Annotated in this window: 24 protein-coding genes; 14 read left to right on the top strand and 10 right to left on the bottom strand. The window is 43.8% G+C overall.

Translation table 11 applies throughout. From position 1 onward, the window contains the following. The first annotated feature begins 41 nt into the window (after positions 1 to 41). From ABMY42_RS01885 to ABMY42_RS01870, 4 genes are all read left to right on the top strand, one after another. A complete protein-coding gene (locus ABMY42_RS01885; protein ID WP_009696267.1) occupies positions 42 to 434 on the top strand; it encodes a glycine zipper family protein in 393 nt (130 codons plus the stop codon). A gap of 174 nt (positions 435 to 608) precedes the next feature. Continuing rightward, entirely contained in the window at positions 609 to 965 is a 357-nt protein-coding gene (locus ABMY42_RS01880) for a diacylglycerol kinase (RefSeq protein WP_005453489.1), read from the top strand. Positions 966 to 986: 21 nt separating this feature from the next. Further along, a complete protein-coding gene (locus ABMY42_RS01875; RefSeq protein ID WP_349265896.1) occupies positions 987 to 2,639 on the top strand; it encodes a phosphoethanolamine--lipid A transferase in 1,653 nt (550 codons plus the stop codon). A 122-nt stretch (positions 2,640 to 2,761) separates the two neighbouring features. Then, positions 2,762 to 3,694 carry a Gfo/Idh/MocA family oxidoreductase gene (locus ABMY42_RS01870; protein WP_199450517.1) on the top strand — a complete coding sequence of 311 codons (933 nt, stop codon included), beginning with the start codon at positions 2,762 to 2,764 and terminating at the stop codon, positions 3,692 to 3,694. On the opposite strand, the gene ABMY42_RS01865 is transcribed toward ABMY42_RS01870, so the two are convergent. Beyond that, on the bottom strand, positions 3,695 to 4,618 hold the full coding sequence (locus ABMY42_RS01865) for a helix-turn-helix domain-containing protein (protein ID WP_349265895.1): 924 nt from the start codon (positions 4,616 to 4,618) through the stop codon (positions 3,695 to 3,697). 120 nt (positions 4,619 to 4,738) lie between these two features. Between ABMY42_RS01865 and ABMY42_RS01860 the strand changes: the two genes are divergently transcribed. From ABMY42_RS01860 to ABMY42_RS01845, 4 genes are all read left to right on the top strand, one after another. After that, positions 4,739 to 5,257 (top strand): cysteine hydrolase family protein, encoded by a 519-nt coding sequence (locus ABMY42_RS01860; RefSeq protein ID WP_029790073.1) that lies wholly within the window; start codon positions 4,739 to 4,741, stop codon positions 5,255 to 5,257. A 156-nt stretch (positions 5,258 to 5,413) separates the two neighbouring features. Next, positions 5,414 to 5,575 (top strand): hypothetical protein, encoded by a 162-nt coding sequence (locus ABMY42_RS01855; protein WP_349265894.1) that lies wholly within the window; start codon positions 5,414 to 5,416, stop codon positions 5,573 to 5,575. Between the two features lie 12 nt (positions 5,576 to 5,587). Then, a complete protein-coding gene (locus ABMY42_RS01850) occupies positions 5,588 to 6,802 on the top strand; it encodes an MFS transporter (protein WP_069688109.1) in 1,215 nt (404 codons plus the stop codon). A 187-nt stretch (positions 6,803 to 6,989) separates the two neighbouring features. Further along, positions 6,990 to 7,421 (top strand): YccF domain-containing protein, encoded by a 432-nt coding sequence (locus ABMY42_RS01845; RefSeq protein ID WP_005433505.1) that lies wholly within the window; start codon positions 6,990 to 6,992, stop codon positions 7,419 to 7,421. Positions 7,422 to 7,531: 110 nt separating this feature from the next. On the opposite strand, the gene ABMY42_RS01840 is transcribed toward ABMY42_RS01845, so the two are convergent. From ABMY42_RS01840 to ABMY42_RS01825, 4 genes are all read right to left on the bottom strand, one after another. Further along, positions 7,532 to 8,182, bottom strand: coding sequence for a hypothetical protein (locus tag ABMY42_RS01840; protein ID WP_069688108.1), 651 nt, complete (start codon positions 8,180 to 8,182; stop codon positions 7,532 to 7,534). Positions 8,183 to 8,268: 86 nt separating this feature from the next. Beyond that, positions 8,269 to 9,225 carry a hypothetical protein gene (locus ABMY42_RS01835; RefSeq protein WP_050904342.1) on the bottom strand — a complete coding sequence of 319 codons (957 nt, stop codon included), beginning with the start codon at positions 9,223 to 9,225 and terminating at the stop codon, positions 8,269 to 8,271. Positions 9,226 to 9,404: 179 nt separating this feature from the next. Then, positions 9,405 to 10,346 carry a LysR family transcriptional regulator gene (locus ABMY42_RS01830; RefSeq protein ID WP_009697126.1) on the bottom strand — a complete coding sequence of 314 codons (942 nt, stop codon included), beginning with the start codon at positions 10,344 to 10,346 and terminating at the stop codon, positions 9,405 to 9,407. Positions 10,347 to 10,811: 465 nt separating this feature from the next. Then, on the bottom strand, positions 10,812 to 11,273 hold the full coding sequence (locus ABMY42_RS01825; RefSeq protein ID WP_005453451.1) for a TetR/AcrR family transcriptional regulator: 462 nt from the start codon (positions 11,271 to 11,273) through the stop codon (positions 10,812 to 10,814). 528 nt (positions 11,274 to 11,801) lie between these two features. Here ABMY42_RS01825 and ABMY42_RS01820 point away from each other — a divergent pair. Continuing rightward, entirely contained in the window at positions 11,802 to 12,101 is a 300-nt protein-coding gene (locus ABMY42_RS01820) for a YfcZ/YiiS family protein (RefSeq protein ID WP_005453449.1), read from the top strand. Between the two features lie 72 nt (positions 12,102 to 12,173). Here the strand turns inward: ABMY42_RS01820 and ABMY42_RS01815 are convergent, their stop codons facing one another. Beyond that, the gene (locus ABMY42_RS01815) at positions 12,174 to 12,446 is read right to left on the bottom strand and encodes a DUF1496 domain-containing protein (protein WP_272760378.1); all 273 of its coding nucleotides are present in this window, start codon (positions 12,444 to 12,446) and stop codon (positions 12,174 to 12,176) included. A gap of 147 nt (positions 12,447 to 12,593) precedes the next feature. On the opposite strand from ABMY42_RS01815, the gene ABMY42_RS01810 reads away from it, so the two are divergent. Next, complete coding sequence (locus tag ABMY42_RS01810) at positions 12,594 to 13,193, top strand: hypothetical protein (RefSeq protein WP_005453444.1); 600 nt, start codon at positions 12,594 to 12,596, stop codon at positions 13,191 to 13,193. A gap of 125 nt (positions 13,194 to 13,318) precedes the next feature. Here ABMY42_RS01810 and ABMY42_RS01805 read toward each other — a convergent pair whose 3' ends face one another. After that, positions 13,319 to 14,425 (bottom strand): 1-acyl-sn-glycerol-3-phosphate acyltransferase, encoded by a 1,107-nt coding sequence (locus ABMY42_RS01805; protein ID WP_005453443.1) that lies wholly within the window; start codon positions 14,423 to 14,425, stop codon positions 13,319 to 13,321. A gap of 192 nt (positions 14,426 to 14,617) precedes the next feature. On the opposite strand from ABMY42_RS01805, the gene ABMY42_RS01800 reads away from it, so the two are divergent. Beyond that, on the top strand, positions 14,618 to 15,226 hold the full coding sequence (locus ABMY42_RS01800; RefSeq protein ID WP_009697130.1) for a hypothetical protein: 609 nt from the start codon (positions 14,618 to 14,620) through the stop codon (positions 15,224 to 15,226). 67 nt (positions 15,227 to 15,293) lie between these two features. On the opposite strand, the gene ABMY42_RS01795 is transcribed toward ABMY42_RS01800, so the two are convergent. Continuing rightward, positions 15,294 to 15,776 (bottom strand): hypothetical protein, encoded by a 483-nt coding sequence (locus tag ABMY42_RS01795; protein WP_005453441.1) that lies wholly within the window; start codon positions 15,774 to 15,776, stop codon positions 15,294 to 15,296. A gap of 26 nt (positions 15,777 to 15,802) precedes the next feature. After that, complete coding sequence (locus ABMY42_RS01790) at positions 15,803 to 16,324, bottom strand: nicotinate-nicotinamide nucleotide adenylyltransferase (protein ID WP_009697132.1); 522 nt, start codon at positions 16,322 to 16,324, stop codon at positions 15,803 to 15,805. Between the two features lie 210 nt (positions 16,325 to 16,534). On the opposite strand from ABMY42_RS01790, the gene nadE reads away from it, so the two are divergent. Further along, positions 16,535 to 17,365, top strand: coding sequence for an ammonia-dependent NAD(+) synthetase (gene nadE, locus ABMY42_RS01785; protein WP_005453439.1), 831 nt, complete (start codon positions 16,535 to 16,537; stop codon positions 17,363 to 17,365). A 117-nt stretch (positions 17,366 to 17,482) separates the two neighbouring features. Here the strand turns inward: nadE and ABMY42_RS01780 are convergent, their stop codons facing one another. Then, a complete protein-coding gene (locus ABMY42_RS01780) occupies positions 17,483 to 19,300 on the bottom strand; it encodes a hybrid-cluster NAD(P)-dependent oxidoreductase (RefSeq protein ID WP_349265893.1) in 1,818 nt (605 codons plus the stop codon). A gap of 271 nt (positions 19,301 to 19,571) precedes the next feature. Between ABMY42_RS01780 and ABMY42_RS01775 the strand changes: the two genes are divergently transcribed. Both ABMY42_RS01775 and pyrC read left to right on the top strand, forming a co-directional pair. Continuing rightward, entirely contained in the window at positions 19,572 to 19,736 is a 165-nt protein-coding gene (locus ABMY42_RS01775) for a YqaE/Pmp3 family membrane protein (protein WP_005453437.1), read from the top strand. A 154-nt stretch (positions 19,737 to 19,890) separates the two neighbouring features. Further along, positions 19,891 to 20,919, top strand: coding sequence for a dihydroorotase (gene pyrC, locus ABMY42_RS01770; protein ID WP_050908684.1), 1,029 nt, complete (start codon positions 19,891 to 19,893; stop codon positions 20,917 to 20,919). Positions 20,920 to 20,950 lie beyond the last annotated feature (31 nt).

Raw genomic sequence — 20,950 nt, 5'->3', positions numbered from 1 at the left:
ACATTTAATCCATCAATTCACAGCAATAATGGATTACAAAAATGTATAAACACCTTTTTCTCCTCACCCTTTCTTCCACACTTGCTGCTTGTGCCTACAACCAAAAGCCTGTCGTTGATATGACCAATGTCGACCAAGCTCAATACGAGCAAGACTTCGCTTATTGCCAAGGTTATGCCGAAAAAGTTGACAAAGGCGAAGCGGCAAAAACTGAAGCAAAAAATGGAGCTGTGACAGGTGCTCTTGTTGGTGCCGTAGCTGGCGCACTAGAAGATGGCGTCGGTGGTGCTGCCGTAGGTGCCGTAGCTGGTTCAGCAGTCGGTGCTGGCGCAGGTGCACTTGGCGGTGCAAATGACTCAACCAAAACCCAATCGCTCGTGCTTCGTAAATGCCTAGCAAATAAAGGCTATACCGTATACGACCTTGATTCATAACGTATAAATTAGCATCAATTGCATAAAATAATGGTCAGGCGACATCTTTTTCACAAATGTTTCACGCTCGACCTATTACTCTCAACTTTCGCAATTTGATGCCTTTTCTTTTATCAGGGGATGCTTATCCCTCAAGCGCCCCTTCTTTTTTGGCTCAGCAGTATAGGCCCCATTTTGAAACCAGGAAAAACAGGCATTCGCCGGATATTGGACGCAACCGGCTATTCACTTCAAGGATTGAAAGCAGCATGGATTAACGAAGCAGCATTTAGACAAGAGTTAGTACTGACGTTAGTACTCTCTATCGCTGCATTCTTGCTTCCCGTCACCATGCTTGAACGAACAATGATGATCAGCAGCTTACTGCTGGTTGTAATAGTTGAATTGATTAATTCCGCCATCGAAGCGGTTGTCGATCGTGTCAGCGATGACTGGCATGAACTCAGTGGAAGAGCCAAGGACATTGGTTCCGCAGCAGTATTTGTTGCGCTTGTTCTCGCCCTATTTGTTTGGGCGTCGATTTTAATTTAGTTACATCGAAGTACGTCAATTATGAAGACAATTGAACTACCAACTAAAGGTCTCTCTTACGTTACCTTTACGCTTTTACTCGCCTTGTATTTCGCCCTTGTGGTGAACATTCCCATTTACAAGGAATTGGTTCACATCCTTACTAATCTCGATCAAGTTAAGATCGGTTTCATTATTACCATTCCCATCTTCTTTTTTGCAGCGCTGAACTTCTTATTCAACTTGTTCAGTTGGCCTTGGATCAGTAAACCATTCTTTATCTTATTGCTGATCACCTCAGGTATAGTGAGCTACGCGAGCTACAACTACGGCACACTCTTCGATACCGACATGATCACCAATATTGTCGAAACTGATACCAGTGAAGCAAGTTCTTACTTCAGCGCTTACTCGTTGATCTGGACAGTTTTGATGGGGGTACTTCCTGCATTACTTGTCTTTAAAGTGAAGTTTCAACCGCTAAGAGGAAACTGGCTAAGATTCACATTAACTAAAATCGTCTCAATGCTTGCTTCTTTAGTGATCATTGCCGTGATTGCTGGTTTGTATTACCAAGACTACGCATCTGTTGGTCGTAATAATAGCTACCTAAAGAAAATCATTATCCCTACTCAGTACGTGTATGCGATCTCTAGTTATGTCAAAGAAACCTACCTGACAACACCACAACCATACCGTGAGATTGGCACTGATGCTAAGCAATCTCAGCTAGCTTTAGAACAAGCCAAAGAGAAGCCTACTCTGGTTGTCTTCGTATTAGGAGAAACTGCGCGTACTCAAAACTACCAAATCAACGGTTACGATCGCGAAACCAACCCATACACCAGCAAGCTAGACGTCATTTCATTCCAAGACGTTTCCTCTTGCGGTACAGCAACAGCGGTTTCCGTTCCTTGTATGTTTTCGCAACTGCCTCGTAGCGACTTCGATCGTAGTACAGCAGATAACCAAGACAATGCTTTGGATATAATGCAACGTGCTGGCATTGATTTGATGTGGAAAGACAATGACGGCGGAGATAAAGGCGTCGCGCATAAGATCAATAAGATGGATGTGGACCGTAGCCAGAAAAATGAACAGTGCAACGGCAGCACTTGCTATGACATCGCATTGCTAAATAACCTAGATGATCAAATCGCAAGCATGAAAGGTAACCGCCTTGTTGCGCTGCATCTCATTGGTAGTCATGGTCCAACGTATTTCCAACGCTATCCAAAAGACAAAGCCTTCTTCCAACCAGACTGCCCTCGTGCAGACATCGAAAACTGTAGCGTTGAACAAATCGTCAATACTTATGACAATACTATTCGCTACACGGACTTCGTTTTGGATCAAACTATAGCGAAATTGAAAGCGCTAGAAGACAAATACAATACGGCCATGATTTATGTTTCTGATCACGGTGAGTCTTTAGGTGAAAATGGCTTGTTCTTACACGGCATGCCTTACGGATTGGCGCCTGATTTCCAAAAGCGTGTTCCTATGATACTTTGGATGTCTCCGGGCTTTAAGCAAGCTAAACACATCAATACTGATTGTTTGAAACAAGAGGCGCAACAAACCGCGACGCACTCTCACGATAATGTATTCCACTCTTTACTCGGCATCATGGACGTAGAAACCGATGCTTATGATGGAGATTTGGATATCTTTAATACCTGCAGAACATCTTAGTATCAAACAGCACGATAAAGCCTGATTCATATGAATCAGGCTTTTTTATGACCTTTTGCTCTCAGAAATCCAACAGGTTCTCGTTATAATGTTTATCCCGTCAACGAACAAAGTAGAACCAAATGAAAATTGGCATCATTGGCTTGGGCGACATTGCTCAAAAAGCCTACCTTCCTGTTATCACCCAGATTCCAAATGTTGAACTGGTATTTTGTACCCGTAACGCAAATACACTTAACACACTGGCTCAACAATATCGCATCACAGAAACCTGTCAGGACTACCAACAGTTGGTTGGCATGGGTGTGGATGCAGTAATGATTCATGCAGCGACGAGCATTCACCCTCAAATCGCATCTTTCTTTTTAGAACAAGGCATCCCGACATTTGTTGACAAACCTTTGGCAGACAGCGCTGCTGAGGTGGAAAAGCTATACGAACTAGCAGAACGCGTGAATCAGCCTTTGTATGTCGGTTTCAATCGCCGTCACATTCCGCTCTACAATCAGCATATGCCGGGCGTACAGCAAGGCGAACTTTCAGGCTTGAAATCAATACGTTGGGAGAAAAATCGGCATCAATTACCAGGGGATATTCGTACCTTCATTTTCGATGATTTTATCCACCCTCTCGATAGCGTGAACATTACGACCAAAGCAGATCTACAAGACGCTTACATTACGCACCAAATGGAAGGCGACCAACTGGCTCGTTTAGATATTCAATGGCAGCATGGTGAGACACTGCTTCACGCGTCGATGAACCGCCATTTTGGGATCACCACAGAGCGAGTCCAAGCTTGCTATTCAAACAAAGCAATGGAGTTTGATTCGTTTGTTGAAGGGAAACTGTGGCAAGACAATCAGGAGCAGAAGTTGAGCTTAAAAGATTGGACGCCAATGCTGACCAGTAAAGGCTTCCACTCTATGCTGTTGGATTGGTTTGAAGTTATCCAGTCCGGCAAAATCGCTTCTGAAATCGTAGCGCGCAATATCGCTAGCCACCAACTTGCCGAAGCGATTTGTCAGCACATTGAACAGTCAGTGCGTCGATAATTAAGCACTAAAACGAGCGCGGAACGCTTTGGGAGCTAATCCCATGGTTTTAATGAATACTTTTCGAAAGGCGCTCGCATCTTGATACCCCACGTGGTAAGCAATCGCCTCAAAAGCGAGGTTGCTTGATTCCAGCAAGTCACATGCTTTTTGTACCCGGAGGTGTTGTAGATACTGATTCAAGTTCAAACCTGTCGCTTTTTGGAAACGTCTCTGAAGCGTGCGCTCAGTTAAACAACTGATCTCCGATAGAGCTTGGTTTGAAATCACATGGGAGAAATGATCGGCCATGTAGTGCTGAGCACTAAGAACGGCACTATCACCGTGTTGAAAATTAGGCATGAATTGCTGATAAAAACGTTGCTCTCTGGCACCAGTATCAACCACCAGCATCTTTCCCAATAACCGCATCACCAAAGGCGTGCTTAACTGAGATACCAACTCTAGCCCTAGATCAAGCCAAGACATCATGCCACCAGCCGTGATGATACTGCCCTCATTGATAAGGATGGATTCAGGCTTAAGCATCACGTTAGGAAACTTGTCTCGGAATAACCCTGCAAGCCCCCAGTGTGTTGTGCACGCTTTGTTGTTCAACAAACCAGCTTGAGCGAGAACAAAAGCCCCGGCACATGCAGACGTAACAACCGCTCCTGCTTTGTGTTGCTCAAACAGCCAAGACGTTAACGCCTCACTTGGCGAAAGATAATATTGCTCCGCGCCGCTTGGCGGCAATATGACGACCGTGAAATCACCATCTCGAATAACGTCTTCTTGCCAATCAATGATGTCTGCATCAAAGCGACATTCAGCACCCAACTCAATCGCAGCGCGGCTTGCCATCTCAAACAGCTCCTGCAAACCATAGACTGACGCTTTTGAAGCCCCCGGATAGTTCACAATAGCAATGTTTATCTTGTTCATTCCAATTGTCGTTTTTAACCTATTTTTTGTCATTTTAGACACTGAGCAAGATAAAAGAAAGCACGCATAATAGCTCCCATACCAAAGCAATACATTCACTGAAAACAAAAGGAAAACACCATGAGCCAAGCAGCACTTCTTGTTATCGATCTACAAAACGACTACTTCCCAAACGGTAAATTTCCTCTATGGAATACAGAAGCAACACTAAACAACATCAAGAGCGCAATTGCTAAAGCGAATGAGAAAAATATTCCTATCATTCATATTCAGCACATTGCGGATCCGGCAATGGGTATTGCACCTTTCTTTAATGAGGGGTCCGAAGGTGCTGATATTCACCCTGAGATCTTAGCGCTGGCGCCGAGTGCAGATGTAGTTATCAAGCACTTTGCAGACAGCTTTGAGCAAACAAACCTTGAAGAAGTGCTGCAAAAACATGGGGTAACAGAACTATTGGTATGCGGTATGATGACGCAAAACTGTGTCACTCATACTGCGATTTCTAAAGTGGCAGAAAAGTATGATGTCTCAATTCTTATGGACTGCTGCACAACGGTTGACGAAATGATCCACAACATTGCCTTACACGCAGTCTCTACCCGCGTTCCCCTAATAACTGCAGAACAAAAACTATAAACGAAATATTATAGAGGTATGCATAGAACGCATACCTCTATTCACTTTTTGTAATTTGTCTCGCTAGACAATTATCTCTACACTTCGCGCTCATTTTTCTACTTGAGCGCACAATGCATGCTTTTTTCTCAATCCATTTTCGCTCAGGTGCTGAGAATGTCCGTCATGTTGGGGCTATCTTTAGTTATCGTCCATCACTCTCCTAGGTTGCTGGAAATATTAGCAGAGCAAGCCATCAACAGCGGCTGTCACCAAACCACAGGCGACGGCGAGCATCATGATCATTCTCATCACCATCATCATCATCATCATCATTAATAAGAGCAAATTATGAGTATTTTCCGATTTCCAATTCTTGTTTGGCTTGGAATAGGGATTTTGATTATTTGTCTAGGGATCAGACAATCTTTCGGCATTTTCATGATGCCAATTTCAGACTACTTTCACACTGGTCGTGAGTTCTTTAGCTTTGCTATTGCATTGCAAAACTTGTTGTTTGGTGTGTTCCAACCGTTTGTTGGTATGGCTTCAGATCGTTGGGGCGCGAAGCGTATTATCATTTTAGGTGCCATTTCTTACGCTTTGGGTCTCTACCTGACTTCTATCGCAGTTGAACCAACCATGATGTACCTGTCACTTGGTGTTTTGGTCGGTTTTGGTCTGAGCGCGACCAGTTACGTGATCGTGCTAGGTGCCGTTGCAAAGGTCGTCCCTGCGCAACATGCTGCGAAAGCATTTGGTTTGACAACAGCCGCAGGTTCATTCGGTATGTTCGCCATGATCCCAGGTGCCCAAGCGCTGTTGAGTGATTTTGGCTGGCAAGGCGCGCTTCAAGCATTCGCTGTACTGTGTAGCTTTATGATCATGTTTGCACTGTTCATGAGAACGGCGAAACCACAAGCGAGCAATGCAACTAATGCTCAAGAAGACACACAAACTCTAAAAGAAGCATTGAAAGAAGCCTTTTCACATAAAGGCTATTGGCTAATCCATGCTGGCTTCTTTGTTTGTGGTTTCCACGTAATGTTCATCGCGACTCACCTGCCGAGTTACTTAGCCGATAAAGATTTACCGGCATCAACGGCGGCAATGGCGCTAGCGTACGTCGGTATTTTCAACATCTTTGGCTCGTACTTCTGGGGTGTAATGGCAGACCGCTTTAACAAGCGTCATGTTATGTCTGCACTTTATTTGATGCGCACAGTCGTAATCGGTGCTTTTGTGACGCTACCTGTCACCGAACACACCGCTGCTATCTTTGGTGGTGCAATTGGCTTTTGCTGGTTAGGCACAGTGCCACTGACTTCCGGCTTAGTTCGTCAAATCTTTGGAGCTCGTTACCTTTCCACCTTGTATGGCTTGGTGTTCTTTACGCACCAAGTAGGTAGCTTCTTAGGAGCTTGGGTTGGTGGTCGTATTTACGATTACTACGGTTCGTACGACCCAATCTGGTGGTCAACCGTTGTACTAGCATTTATTGCAGCACTGATTCACCTACCAATCAATGACAAGCCAGTCCTTCGCTTGAACTTAGCTACTGCCTGACCTGAAAGGCTCTCGACATTTCTCGTTGAGAGCCTTTTCTTTACTCCATCTCATGCGGTCTAGTACCTGTATTAAATCTGTGTTCTCATCAATGATTGCTTATTTAAGATAAAGTGTGTCCATTCATCCTCTGTTAAGATTCGTGTGACATACTTAACACAACGCTATAAATCAAAAAGGGTTTTAAATGAGAACACTCGGCAACATCATCTGGTTTGTATTCGGTGGCGTATTCATGGGTTTGCTATGGTGGTTCTTTGGACTTCTAGCATTCATCAGCATCATCGGCATTCCATGGGGACGCGCTTGTTTTGTAATGGGGAACTTCTCGTTCTTCCCATTCGGTAAAGAAGCAGTCTCACGAGATGAATTAACCAATGAAATGGACATAGGCACGAGCCCACTTGGTGTCATTGGTAACGTAATTTGGTTTGTGTTTGCAGGTATCTGGTTGGCAATCGGTCACGTACTTTCTGCCGTAGCGTGCTTTGTCACCATCATCGGCATCCCGTTTGCCCTTCAACACCTGAAACTTGCGGTTATCTCTCTAGCTCCGATCGGTAAAACAGTCGTGACAACAGAAGAAGCAGCAATGGCTCGCTACAATATCAATCGTTAATATACTAAACCCTCTAAGCTTCCGGCTTAGAGGGTGATTCCCGTCAAGAGCAACCCCATAATCGCCACTGCGTATTCAATCATCGTTGATTGTATGTTCATATCGACTCCTTAAAAGTTGAAGTTAACGCCTAGCTCCACACTATTTTCTTCACTTACCTTCGTGGAACCTGGAGAGACTCTATGTTCACCAAATGTGTATTTCACGTAAGGTTCAACCCACTTTGGTTTTAATGTAATTCGCACTTCATGGTTTGTACGATGACCGCCCTCCGTGAGCTTTTTATCGTAGTTATAAGCATAGCCGAGGCTGACAAATTCAATTGGTGTATAACTTGCCCCGATGGTGTTTTTCCATTCTCTTGTTGTATTTTCGAATGCCGGAAATGACTTACCAATAGCGCTTTTTCTCCATTCGTGAGAGCTATTGGCATAAACCATCCAATCTTCACCCAACGCTGTTCCAGTAAATACGCCGGCGTCATACACATCAAACAAATCAGCACGTCCGTAACTCACAAAAGCCTCGGTATAAAACTGTCCCAGCATGACACCATATCCAGTCCCAAGTTCTAGGTAACCAGTCGAGTCGATTTCCGCTGAAATATTCCACTCTTCCGTTGCTTGTAAGTAGCCGCTGGCAGTGACAATCCATTCATTATCTGTATTGGATACGTCCAATCCAAACTCTGGCATTTTATAGTCAGCAGAAAAACACGGGACAGCAAAGAGCGCGCAAAGCAGTGTCAAAGATTTATTCATTGGGGAGACCTGTGAAGAAGAGTTAAAACAAAAAAGGAGCCACTTTATTCAAGCGGCTCCTTGCTAATTACCCTTATGCGATTAGCTTACGAACGCTCAACGCGGTCGCGAATCGCTCTTTTTATTTGCTGACGTTGCTCTTGTGACAGAGATTGAACCTTTTGTTTCAGCTCCGCACGCTGTTCTTTGGTTAACTCATTTGCAGGAAGATTAACTGGACCTTCGATCGGGTGACCAATTTCCGGCTCGATTGGGTTAACTGGCGACGGCAGTTCAATTGGATGCATTGGCACACCTTCAATTGGATGGCTAATATCCGGGCGGTTCGTAACACCTGCGAATAAACGACCATCTTCATTACGGAATACGACTTCTGTACCATCTTCTAAGCGTACGATGTAGTTATCACCCTCTTTTGAAGTGTGTCCGACAATCTCACCGTCTTCATTTCGAATCTCACTACCATTAACGGTGTAAGAGGCACCCGAATCACCGACGGCAATGTTTATCGTGTCTGTTTCGTCTTTACTGATAAACACATGGTTGCCATTATCACCAACGATAACCGCAGCGCCTTCAAGCTCGATGATGTCACCATATGTAGGAACAACGCCGCCTCCGTAACCAGGATCTACATCTTCTTCAATAGGATGCTCGATCTTAGGTTTTACCTCTTCGACTACTAGACGACCATCGTCAACAGATAAGTGAATAAAGCCTTTGTCATTCACAAACACCAATTCATTATTGCGAACTTCAATGTTACCAACTACGTTACCAGAAGCGTCTTTCACCACATCGCCGTCAGTGAAGTACAGCTCACCGCCAACGTTGAATACGGTGTTACCTTCTACGCCGCGAATAGCTACTGTGTTGTATTCGCCGTTGTCACCTTGAATTGCCATGCCATCAAAGTGCTCACCTTCGAAGGTTTGTACCGATGCAACTCCTGCAGGCTCACTTGGGGAGTCCGAAGAACCAGATGATGAACAACCGGCTAGAAAAGACGCTGCGATAACTGCACTTAGTAATTTAACTTTCATGATTTACTCTCTTAATTTGTCGAAATTCAGGGCTGCCTCTTGCAGATTCAGTGGACTCCCTGCCCGATGAAGAGAAGTATATTGAGCGGTGTTTTATTGCTCTAATCGCTTATAAGAAACCCGCCATTAACGGCGGGTTATTAATAAACCAAGGTAGAGAGCTTGATAACCGATGGTTATTATTGTTCTTGAGGGCGTTCGAGGTGACTAATGATCACTTCGGTCACGATATTACGTAACCAGTGCACGGTTTCGTTACGACGATTCTTATGATGGAAGTAAGCGTGCAAACACGGTTCTATCACCATACCATCCAACTCAATATCCAACCTACGTAGCTTATAAAGTTTATCGACATTGACGGTTTTTGATGCAGGAAACACCATATCAGAGTTTGCGACTACGTCGATGATGGCTGATGGAAGCTCTGATCTAAACGCAATTTTTGGCTCTACCCCTTTAATTTTCATGATCTTTTCTGAAAAAGAAATGTTCGAGTTCCAATCAGCAGCGATGACAGTTGCAAATTCTAGATCATTGCAATCAGATATCTGCAGTCGGTGACCTTGCAGAGGATGATCTTTTCGCACATAAGCACAGAATTCATCTTTAACGATCATTTTAGTCAGAAGCTCTTTGGGTGCATGGTTTATTTCGTAATTAACTCCTAACACAACTTCGTCCTTGATGATCTCTTCCATGGTTGAGCGAGACCAATTCAGCAAATGAATTTGGACATGAGGGGCAGCTTGCCTGATGGCTTGAAAGATCTCACTCGCGTAAGAACTAAGAATAAATGGTGCCAGAGCGATCTTTACCGTGCCGTTCATTTCCAATGGGTTAAATGCCTTGGAACCATTTATCGTTATGGAAATATCATCCAACAAAGGCGCTAAGCTCTCTGCAAGATCATTGGCATATTCGGTTGCTCGCAAACCATGGTGAGTTTTCACAAAAAGCTCATCTTCAAAATGATCACGTAATCTTTGTAGCGCTTTGCTCACGGCGGGTTGGGAAACAAACAAACGTTCAGCAGCGCGCCGCATATTGCGCTCTTGATGAAGAATGATGAATGTCCTGAGCAGGTTTAAGTCAAGAGTTGAGAATAGATCTTTAGCCATGTTCCACTTCGTTAATAACTTGAGGTTATTATTCAGCATAAGAACAGATTGGCGCAGTTTCCAACCGAAGTGCATGAATTCTTTGCGCTCGATAACTCTCTATGACACAAAAATAACAAAACAGACAGTAAGATTATTTTGAAAAAAGGAATAAATGACGACGCGAATTTGTAAATGAACTCATTGTCTGACGCCCTACATACATTACATTCCTGCTGTCAATGTATGAAGATCGTCGACTCGATAGGCAGCAAAGAAAAGAGATGATGGGGTGAAGTCTAGAGGAGATAGGAAAAGGTTAATTTCATCAAACATGACGCGTTTAATGAGAAAGATAGAAAGCAAAAACGTCGGCTAAACGCCAACATAAAGAAATTAAAAGACCTGACTTCAAACACTTTGAAATCAGGTCTAAACACACTCAAGAGCCAAACAGCCTCTTGGTTTTAGCTATTTACTGTGGTGTTACTTGCTCATTTGGATCAATGAGCGACCAATCAACCACTCTAGCTCTTTGTCACTGCCTGCGCCAAACTGGCTCTCAGCCATTTTGTACAAACGATCAATGCCGTTTGCCGCAAACTCGTGCGCGCTCTCAGAAGTAACAATATGGTGGAATAATAGACGCAAAATCGCTAAGAATTCAGAGTCTTCTAGAGCCGTGATCCAGCTCTTTGAAAACGCTTCTAGACCTTTATCGAATTCTAGATGTTCAACGAACATTTTGAAAATACGACCGTCTAAAGCGGCGGTAAAGTCCGTTTTCTTAGGGAAATGGTGGCTAATACCTGTACGCGATACACCTGTCTGCTGGCTTAACGTGGTGTAAGACATTTTGTCATAACCAAGTCTCAGAAGCTGATCAACAACGGCATCCATGATCTTCTGGATAGTGATTTCGGTATCTTCTTTACTACGCTTTGGCATATTTTAAGCTCTTCTCTTTGTAAATCCATCTAACTCACAATTAAATGAGGCCAGAATGAAAATCATCCTCAGCATTATGTACTGTATACCTCAAACATCAAAGTTAGAGGACCAATCATAACTAAACTGCACTGCGTAACGTGCAATTTACAGTGATATTTCTGTCAATACATGTGACTCAAAATATGGCGAAAAGTCCACTCCATCAAAACCTTGCACCAAATCATTCATCGAAACTATTCTCAGGCTAAGAATGATAATTATGTAAAAATAATTAATCCGGAAATAGTCTTATAAATTGAACCCCAGTTCAACTCACCTGACAGAAATCTCACGAATATCTAGGTTAATTGATTTTAAATATTGATACATATCACACTAATTTCCTTAAGGAAGTTCTAATAAAATTAGTTAACCCTCCATTAACAACATAACATACTGTCCTTTTTTTATCCAAAATCATTCATTTTTGTAGATAGAGATCAAATACCTGATAGAATACTGACAGTATTTACAAGAGGATTCGTTATGAGTGTCGAATTAGAAGAAAACCAAGTATGTGAAGCTTGCGGTTGCGCTGGTGAAATGGGTTTTATCATCAAAGAAGGCGACGATGTCGCTGACGTAACGATTTTCGCAGAGACTAAAGCAGCACTTGAAGCTGAGTTGGCGAAATACATCGAACTAGCAAAACAAGTTTGTACAGGCGTTGAATACAACGTTTCTGAACTAACGGAAGATTCGAAAGAGCTTACTGCTCGATTCAAGTTTGAAGTAAGCGCTGAAAAGCTAATCTTCGAACTTAAGACTCGCTCTCTAGCGCGTTAATCGTCGATATTTCATCGTTAGATAGGTCAAAGCGAGCATCCAGCTCGCTTTTTTGATCTCTGATGAACCTATCTATTTCTTGTCTTTCTGAAACACAACCCACTTCAACGAGCCATTAGTTTCAAAATCATTTTCATCGGTACACATCAGTAGCACCCCATCTACGTTTAGCACTGCCCCAGTAGTGTAGGCTTTGCCGTCATAGTAACAAACACGCTGCCCTAGCTTACCGTCTGCCACCACTAACGCTTTTGAATCTGGCGTATTATAGGATTTCGCCATCGCAAAACTTGATAAAACAGCAGCAACGCTTGCAAGCAAAACAGAAATCGATCTTACGTTCATGAATATCCCCTTAATGAAGAGCCATAAAACTAACAAAGAAGTGCTTTCAGTTCTTGGCAGCATCTCATATTCTTGAGACATGGATAGGTAGCAGCCCCCCAAGCTTTACGTTATCCTTTTCTCGCTTTTACCAATACTGTGGCTGCTATGCGCATTTTTCCTCTTTTATTAGCTCTGGTGTTTTTCTCGAGCTCTTCTATCGCTTACGAGCTTGATTACTATGCTAAATTCGGTCATACCGACAACTACGGTAATATCGATCTCCGCAACAAGCCCTATACGACCCTACCTGATGGTCTTGTCGTAAAAGGAAACCTCAATATTTCCCAGACACCGATTACTAAACTTCCTAAAGGACTCGATGTTCAAGGCAGCCTTGAAGCAACGAATAGCGCCCTCAAAACGATAAGACCTGGAGTTAAAATTAAAGGCTATGCAAATTTACTTGGTAGTAAAGTTGAACGCTGGCCTCGCGGTGTAAAACTGGGTGGTTATTTGAATTTAACCGATACCCCGTTAGCTAACCTACCAGCAAGACTAAGAGTAAAAGGCGACTTGAGCGTCATTCGGACACCATTGACCGAACTACCAGAAGGATTGGTGGTGGATGGTAACCTCTATATAGGAGGTTCAAAGGTCACAACATTTCCTGACACCATGACAGTCAAAGGCAACATCTTCTTGGGAGGAAATCGAGTGACAAAGTGGCCAACGAATTTGACCTTAGGCGGTGCGGTTGCACCATAAAAGTAATTGAAGTGAGGAACGAGCTCAGAATCTAACAAATAACACGCCTGAGATAGATTCCGATTAGGTCCCGTTCCTCGCAATTGAATGTCCATTGCTACTTCGCGCAATGGACAATAGCAAGGTTATTCTTGGTTATTTACTGGGTTAGCGTAACTTGCAACCAAGTAACTGTGCGCACCTGTCGGTAGCTGTTCAAGTTTCTCTTGCAACTGAGATTTTACTGACTCAGTGATCGATTCGTCTTCACGACCCGCAGCGAGCAAGTTGATAGGGAATACGCGGTAGTTATTGTGGATTTGGCGATCGATTTCGTTTGCCAACTCATCCGGCGTCTCGAATTCTTGATCGATCACATCACCAAATGCGACATGCACTTTACCTTTGTAACCCACGATACCTTGGATGATGCTTTCAATATCTTCAAACTCACCTTTTTCATAGCTGCCGTTCTCTGCTTTTTCATACAGTTCTTTAGCTTTTGCAATATCACAAGGGTCATTTTGGTAAGAGATAGAAACAGGCACAATCTTCAGTGAACGAGTGTATTCACCAAAGCTGATTTTTTGCTTACGACCTTCAACATGGAACATCTTCAAGATTGCTGGGTCAGTGAAATCATTACCGTCTTTCGCACGACCTTCTTTTTGCGCAATCCAGATTGAGTTACCGGTATCTAAAGAGTGCTTGATATAGCCCGACAGTAGACCAAGCGCTTTCATCATTTCACGTGGTGCTTTCGCCGAACGTTTTACGATGAAGCTCTTGTTGAGCCTCATTAGCTCCGTCGCACAAGGTTTCTTAAGCAGGTTATCACCAATCGCAATACGCACTGTACGGTGGTCTGTTTGGTGTAAACCAAAGTTAACAAGCGCGGGGTCCATTGCGATATCGCGGTGATTAGAGACAAACAAGTACGATGTGTTCTTGTCGAGTTTGTCCAAACCAGAAAAAGTAACTCCGTCAGTAGTCGTATCTAGCGTGTCTTTAAGGTACTTCTTCACTTCTAGCTGAATGGCTTCCACAGAATCCAGTTTACTCCACTTCGCTTTTAAGTAGACACGGATAATCGGACTCATGAGTGTTTTGAACCACGCCGCTTTGTTTGCAAAACGGTGGTTTAAAATCGCACTGATAAACTCATCGTCTTTGATCAGGCGGTCCAGCGCAGCTGGAATTTCTTCGTCGTTGTATGGACGAATTTCAATATAAGGATCGTTATTGGCAGTCATTATTCAATTCATTTCAAAAAAAGCTGGCACATTTTACGCATTGTTTTGCCAACCCGCAGCATTTCAGACCATACTTTTAACATGGTCATACCAGTAGCATTACAATTTCTATTCGCAAAAAAATCTGTTATCCGGTTGGCAATTTAGGGGTTTAGCGTTACCCTTAGCGCCCCAAAAACTCTGGTATTCACAATGAACTACGCAATTGAATTTCACGACGCTAATTACCCTTTTCTTAATGTTGCTGCGCGTAAAAAAGCGCTAAAACACAGCTTACTATCAGTAGTGGAAGGTTTGGCGATCATTAAATTGGGTAAACATGAGTATGCCATTGAACCGGGTCAACACTTCTGGATTCCTCAGGGATGTTTGAGCTCCCTCACCTTTTTACCTAACACACGAGTAACTCGCTGTGACTTCTCTGTGCGCTTAACTGATGCATTTGCTCAACAAGCAGGCTACGTGAAACTACCAGTGTTATTGTCAGCGCTGATTGAAAAGTTGGTGATGACAAAAGCACGCAGTGAACATCAGCTCGACTTGCTAGCGGTTGTGAAACACGAAGTGCTAACACTCAAACCAATGCTTACCAGTTCAGCATTAACGGATTCTATCAATAAGTGGAAACCAGGCTGTGAATCTCAGATTTCCATCGAGCTTTGTCTAGTATTAACGCTTCGAGAAGCACGCAAGATGAAGTTATCCGGCAAAAAACAAGCGGATATCGTTGCGAAGCTATTTAACGACAATGAAGAAGAATACGAACAGCTTTGCTTTTTGGTGTTTGGGGAAGCGCTATAAAGGGTAAGTCGCAATAGAATACAAAAAGGACGCATCAATGTGCGCCCTTTTTATTTTGATTCGAATATTAAAACGGTACTTCGATCTGCATCATCCAATCAGCGTCATAGTATTCATGCCAGCGGTAATCAACACGCATTCGTGGTTCACTGCCATTCTTGTCACCAAAGCCGATGCTGAACATTAAGCCATGACTTCTCAGCCACTCTTCTGTACTCATTTTGGCTTCATCATCACGCAGTTCTTCTGGCATCCATAACCCGAGCCCAAAATAGTTACTATCTAAATTTTGAGTAAGTATTGGAGAGTCTTCAGACTTGAACGCCCATTGATCCCAGTAACTTTCTGTCGGACCTTCTATCTGTTTTTCTGCGGTATACCAATTGAGCGTATCGATGCTAAGAACGCCAACACTGTCAAAGATGTCTTCACAAACTGGCATGGTGTTATCAGCAAATACAACGGAACGATCAGATAAATAGTTACATGCGGAACTCGCCTGTGTTGCCACAAGCATTGCGCATGCACTAAGTACGACGATTCTGACCATGAAAACCTGACCTCTCAGTTCTCAGATTACGATTGTTTATATAAGCCTTCGCTTAGCAATAATTCACTGACCGTTGATGTTGTATACCCGCTAATATCGTTACCTTCGAGCAATGCATTGCGAATATCGGTGCTCCTGATTTTCACTCTCTCAGGGCATGCCATCACAGTCCAACGTTCCGTAATTTCTTCTGCTTTGTAAAATTTAGCAAATTTGAAGAAATTATCAGGACCAATGACAAAAGTTATATCGGCTTGCGTGTGGATTTCTTGAATTTTTTCTAATAACGCAAAAGTCGTCACACTTTGTCCTGGTTGGTACAAAGTTTGCTCAAGGTCTGAGCGTTGAACATTAGAAAGCCCCATGTCTTTAATAAAGGCATCAACCAGTTTGCACCGAATTGGGTAATCCAACATATTTTTGCCCCAAGCGTGTGCAATGCTTGGTTCTAGTAGCACAAGATCAAAGTGGCTCAGTGACTCGATCACACTCTTGTGACCTAAGCTTGGTGGGTTAAATGCGCTGCCAAAAACGGCGATTTTTTTCATATCCGGTGATTACCTGGTTGAAGAGAGTTTTCTAATCCGATGAATTCGGTATGATACTACTAATCTTTAGAGCTTTTTGACACTAAAGCGACGTTTATAGACATCAACTGCATGGTTTATCGCCATTTGTGAACTATAAACGCCTGCGACAGTATGAATTTATTCACACTCACTTGGTGTCGTACATATTTGCAGGAAAAGGAACCCTAAATGGAACAATCCATCCGCGATGAAATGCGAGTACTCCCTTCTATCGATCCGCATTTCGAAATTGAACGCCGTGTCGCTTTTATTAAGCGTAAATTGCAAGAAGCAGGCTGTAAGTCTCTTGTTCTTGGCATTAGCGGTGGCGTTGACTCAACGACATGTGGTCGCTTGGCTCAACTGGCTGTAGACCAACTAAACGAAGAAGCTGGTGACAACAACTACCAGTTTATCGCTGTTCGTTTGCCTTATGGCGAACAAAAAGACGAAGATGAAGCACAGCTCGCACTTTCTTTCATCCAACCAACGCACTCTGTATCAGTAAACATTAAAGCTGGTGTCGATGGTCTCCATGCCGCTTCTCACATCGCACTTGAAGGAACAGACCTTCTTCCAACGGATGCTGCAAAAGTGGACTTCGTGAAGGGTAACGTAAAAGCGCGTGCACGCATGGTCGCTCAATACGAAATCGCTGGTTACGTTGGTGGCTTGGTTCTTGGTACTGATCACTCAGCAGAAAACATCACTGGTTTTTACACTAAGTTCGGTGATGGCGCGTGCGATATGGCACCACTATTCGGCTTGAGCAAACGTCAAGTTCGCGAAGTTGCAGCAACATTGGGTGCGCCTGAGCAACTCGTGAAGAAAGTACCAACGGCAGACTTAGAAGAGCTTGATCCTCAAAAAGCTGATGAAGATGCTCTGAGTTTAACTTACGAACAAATCGATGACTTCCTAGAAGGCAAGCCAGTATCTCAAGAAGTCAGCGATCGCCTTGTGGCTATCTACAAAATGACTCAACACAAGCGTCAGCCGATCCCAACGATCTACGACTAAATCACGATTGTGCACATCAACGATTCGTTTTTAAATCGTTCTGCTATAGATAAAAACGCCGCTAATTTAGCGGCGTTTTTGTTTGCTTGTTACAAGCAGTGTTTATGCTCAGCAACGTTAGTCTGTCAGCGTCACATCCGTTTCCGGAATAGCACAACACGCGAGCACTTTCCCCATCGCGCGCTCTTCTGCGCTCAGTGCAGGCACGTCAGGATGCTCTACCTGTCCTGATTCTAATTGAACCTTACAAGCACCACACAAGCCCGCACGACAACTATTGGTAATACTTTTACCGGCATTCTCAACTTGTTCAAGTAACGTTTGTTGGTTGTTACCCATCAACTTAAAGCCGTTGAATTCAATCTCAACACTTTTCTCTGGCTTAGCTTTTGTCGCTGCAACACCAAATGCTTCTTGATGATAATTGCCTTCTGGGAGCCCCTTCTTAAGCAATAGGTTTTTCGCCTTTTGCATAAAGCCGTCAGGACCACAAACAAACACTTGGCGCTGTTCAACATCTTTGATCTGTTTTATATGAGATAGACTGATTCGCCCCTTAAGACCAAACCAATCTATCGCAGGTTGCGTTAAGCAGATCTTTACATCCAACCCCGGGTGTTGGCGCTTTAACTCGTTTAACTCATCCTTGCACGGAATATCAATCTCGCTGCTGCACTGATGGTAGAACACCACATCATCGAGTTGGTTGTGATCAGCCAAATAACGAACCATCGACAGCATTGGTGTTACGCCGCTACCAGCAGACAACAGCAATAGAGGCTGAACAGAATGCTCTTTTAGATGAAATTGACCATCTGGTGTTTCCGCTTCCAGAACATCCCCCACTTGTAGGTTGTCAAGCAAAGCATTGGATACGCGCCCACCAGAAACACGTTTCACCGAAATTGCGTAGCGTCCCGGGCGAGACGGGCTAGATGACAGCGTATAACGACGCCCTACTTTCTTACCGTCTATATCCACTTCAATAGGTAAATGCTGTCCCGGTAAGTACGTTGGTAATTGACCTTTGCTTGGCTCAAGCCACAAGGTGACAAAGTCGCGTGCGATTTCTTCTCGTTCGACACAAGTTAGCGTCATTCGCTGAGGAGAGTTGTCTGGATAGAACTCTGGCTCTTTGTATTCCAGCACTTCAACTTTGTCACCAGAACGAATAATGCCTTCGTTCAGAGCAACAAGGTTTTGACCGAAGAACACGCCCCCACGCTCGTTTGCACGAAACTCTTGCAATGTCTTCAGTGGTTCTTTGCTTTCTCGAAATGTGCCTCGCTGAGTATTAACGGTAGTTAGAATACATCGCTCACATGGTTTTACTGATTCAAATTCCACTTCGCCAATGCGAATACGCTTCCATGAGTCTTCTTCAAATAGCTTGGTATCAGATACCACAAGGTTGGTTCGGAATTGATCCATTGAGTGCAGCTCAGAGCTTCTGCGGTTTAATTCTTCCAGTGATGCCTCACTGATGACAAGTACTGGGTAGCCATCGGCAAAGCTGACGTTGTGACCCAGTTTCTCTCTTATGCGATTTGATTGCTCACCAGTAAAAAGTAACTCGACGCGAAGACCTAATACTTTGCTAAACCAATCATCCGCTTCATCCGTGGTGGTATATGCCGTAAAACTGTCTTTCCAAACCGTTGCAGGTGCTTCCTGCATTTTGAAATCTTGATAGCGAATCTTTAGTGGCTCTTCGCCAAGACTGGTAAACACCACTCCGTCTGGCAACAGCGCGGACTTGATGGTCACCATTTGAGGGAACTTTCGAGCTGTCACCATTGAGCCATCTGACGTCGCAATCATAAATCGACGATCAAAACTCAATCCTTGTTTTTCTACCCAAGCGGAAGATAACGCAACGCCTCCGACGGATTTGACTGGAAAAACATTAATTTGGGACAAAACTGATTGCGACATAGCCTTCTTCCTACAGGTACTTTCTCATTATTGGACTATCATATCCTTATAACAGTTATGACCCAAGCCTCTATAAAATATCGATTTATAACCGCACCTTCGTCAGTCACCCGATATGACGCTTGCTTTGCAGGTGGAAGAACTTCTTCTTATGAATGGAGTCCCATAAATTTGCATAGTATTGACGAAACTAGGATTGCCAAGATGTGATATTGAGCACATAATTCGCCAACTTTTTGACACTATAGATAATCTATCCGGAGCATAGACCATGGATACTAATAAACTGATTCTAATTCTACTTTGTATCTTCCTTCCACCAGTGGCGGTTTACATGGAAAAAGGTCTAGAGAAAGACTTCTTCATCAACCTGATCCTGACTTTCTTCTTCTTCCTACCCGGCACAATTCACGCGCTTTGGTTGACGATGAAGTAACCAACTGAGCTCCTACCGTAAAGAAATGTGAAAAATGGGGTGAAATAGAACTGCAATTCCTCTATCATCCTGTCGCCTGAGCGCAAGCGTTTGCTCTTGAGGTAAATGCAGCGTTTAGGCTCCAAACATAACTTTTTAATGGTGGGAGCAATTAATGACAACACTGACTATTACTCGTCCTGACGATTGGCACGTTCACTTACGCGATGGTGAAGTTCTAAAAGATACCGTTCGCGATATTAGCCGTTATAACGGCCGTGCGCTGATCATGCCAAACACCGTCCCACCAGTGACCGATACTGAAATGGCATTAGCCTACCGTGATCGAATCCTTGCTGAGCAACACGGCGAGCAATTCGAACCTCTTATGGCGCTATACCTGACAGACAACACCACGCCAGATGAAATCCGCAAAGCCAAAGCAACAGGCAAAATTGTCGCAGCAAAGCTTTACCCAGCAGGTGCAACCACCAACTCTGATTCTGGTGTAACCGATGCAAAGAACATCTACCACGTTTTTGAAGCGATGGAAGAAGTTGGCATGCTGCTTTTGGTTCATGGAGAAGTGACTCACAACCACGTTGATATTTTTGACCGTGAGAAGGAATTCCTAGACACGGTTCTTGCTCCTATCGTTAACGACTTCCCTAACCTAAAAATCGTTCTTGAACACATCACGACGGCGGATGCCGCAAACTTCGTTAAGAACGCTTCTGATAACGTCGCAGCAACCATCACTGCTCACCACCTGCTGTTCAACCGCAACCACATGCTAGTCGGTGGCATTAAGCCTCACTTCTACTGCCTGCCAATCCTTAAGCGCAATACCCACCAACAAGCGCTTATCGAAGCAGCAACAGGCGGTAGCAAGAAATTCTTCCTAGGTACAGATTCAGCGCCGCACGCAAAAGGCGCAAAAGAATCAGCTTGTGGTTGTGCAGGTTCTTATACCGCACACGCAGCACTAGAACTTTATGCAGAAGTGTTTGAGAATGAAGGCAAACTAGAAAACCTAGAAGCATTCGCAAGCTTAAATGGTCCTGATTTTTACGGCATCGCTCGCAACTCAGACACAGTAACGCTAGAAAAAGCAGCTTGGGATGTACCAGAAACGATGCCGTTTGGTAGCGACATCGTTGTGCCAATTCGTGCAAATGAAAAGATTGAGTGGGAAGTGAAGTAATCATCTCCACGAAATAAAAATGGGTCATGCC

Origin of the sequence: Vibrio sp. SSH13-20 (assembly GCF_040104475.1) — a bacterium.
Lineage (GTDB): Bacteria > Pseudomonadota > Gammaproteobacteria > Enterobacterales > Vibrionaceae > Vibrio > Vibrio harveyi.
The sequence above is the reverse complement of the archived record's forward strand: the minus strand, read 5'-3'. Positions and strand labels throughout refer to the sequence as shown.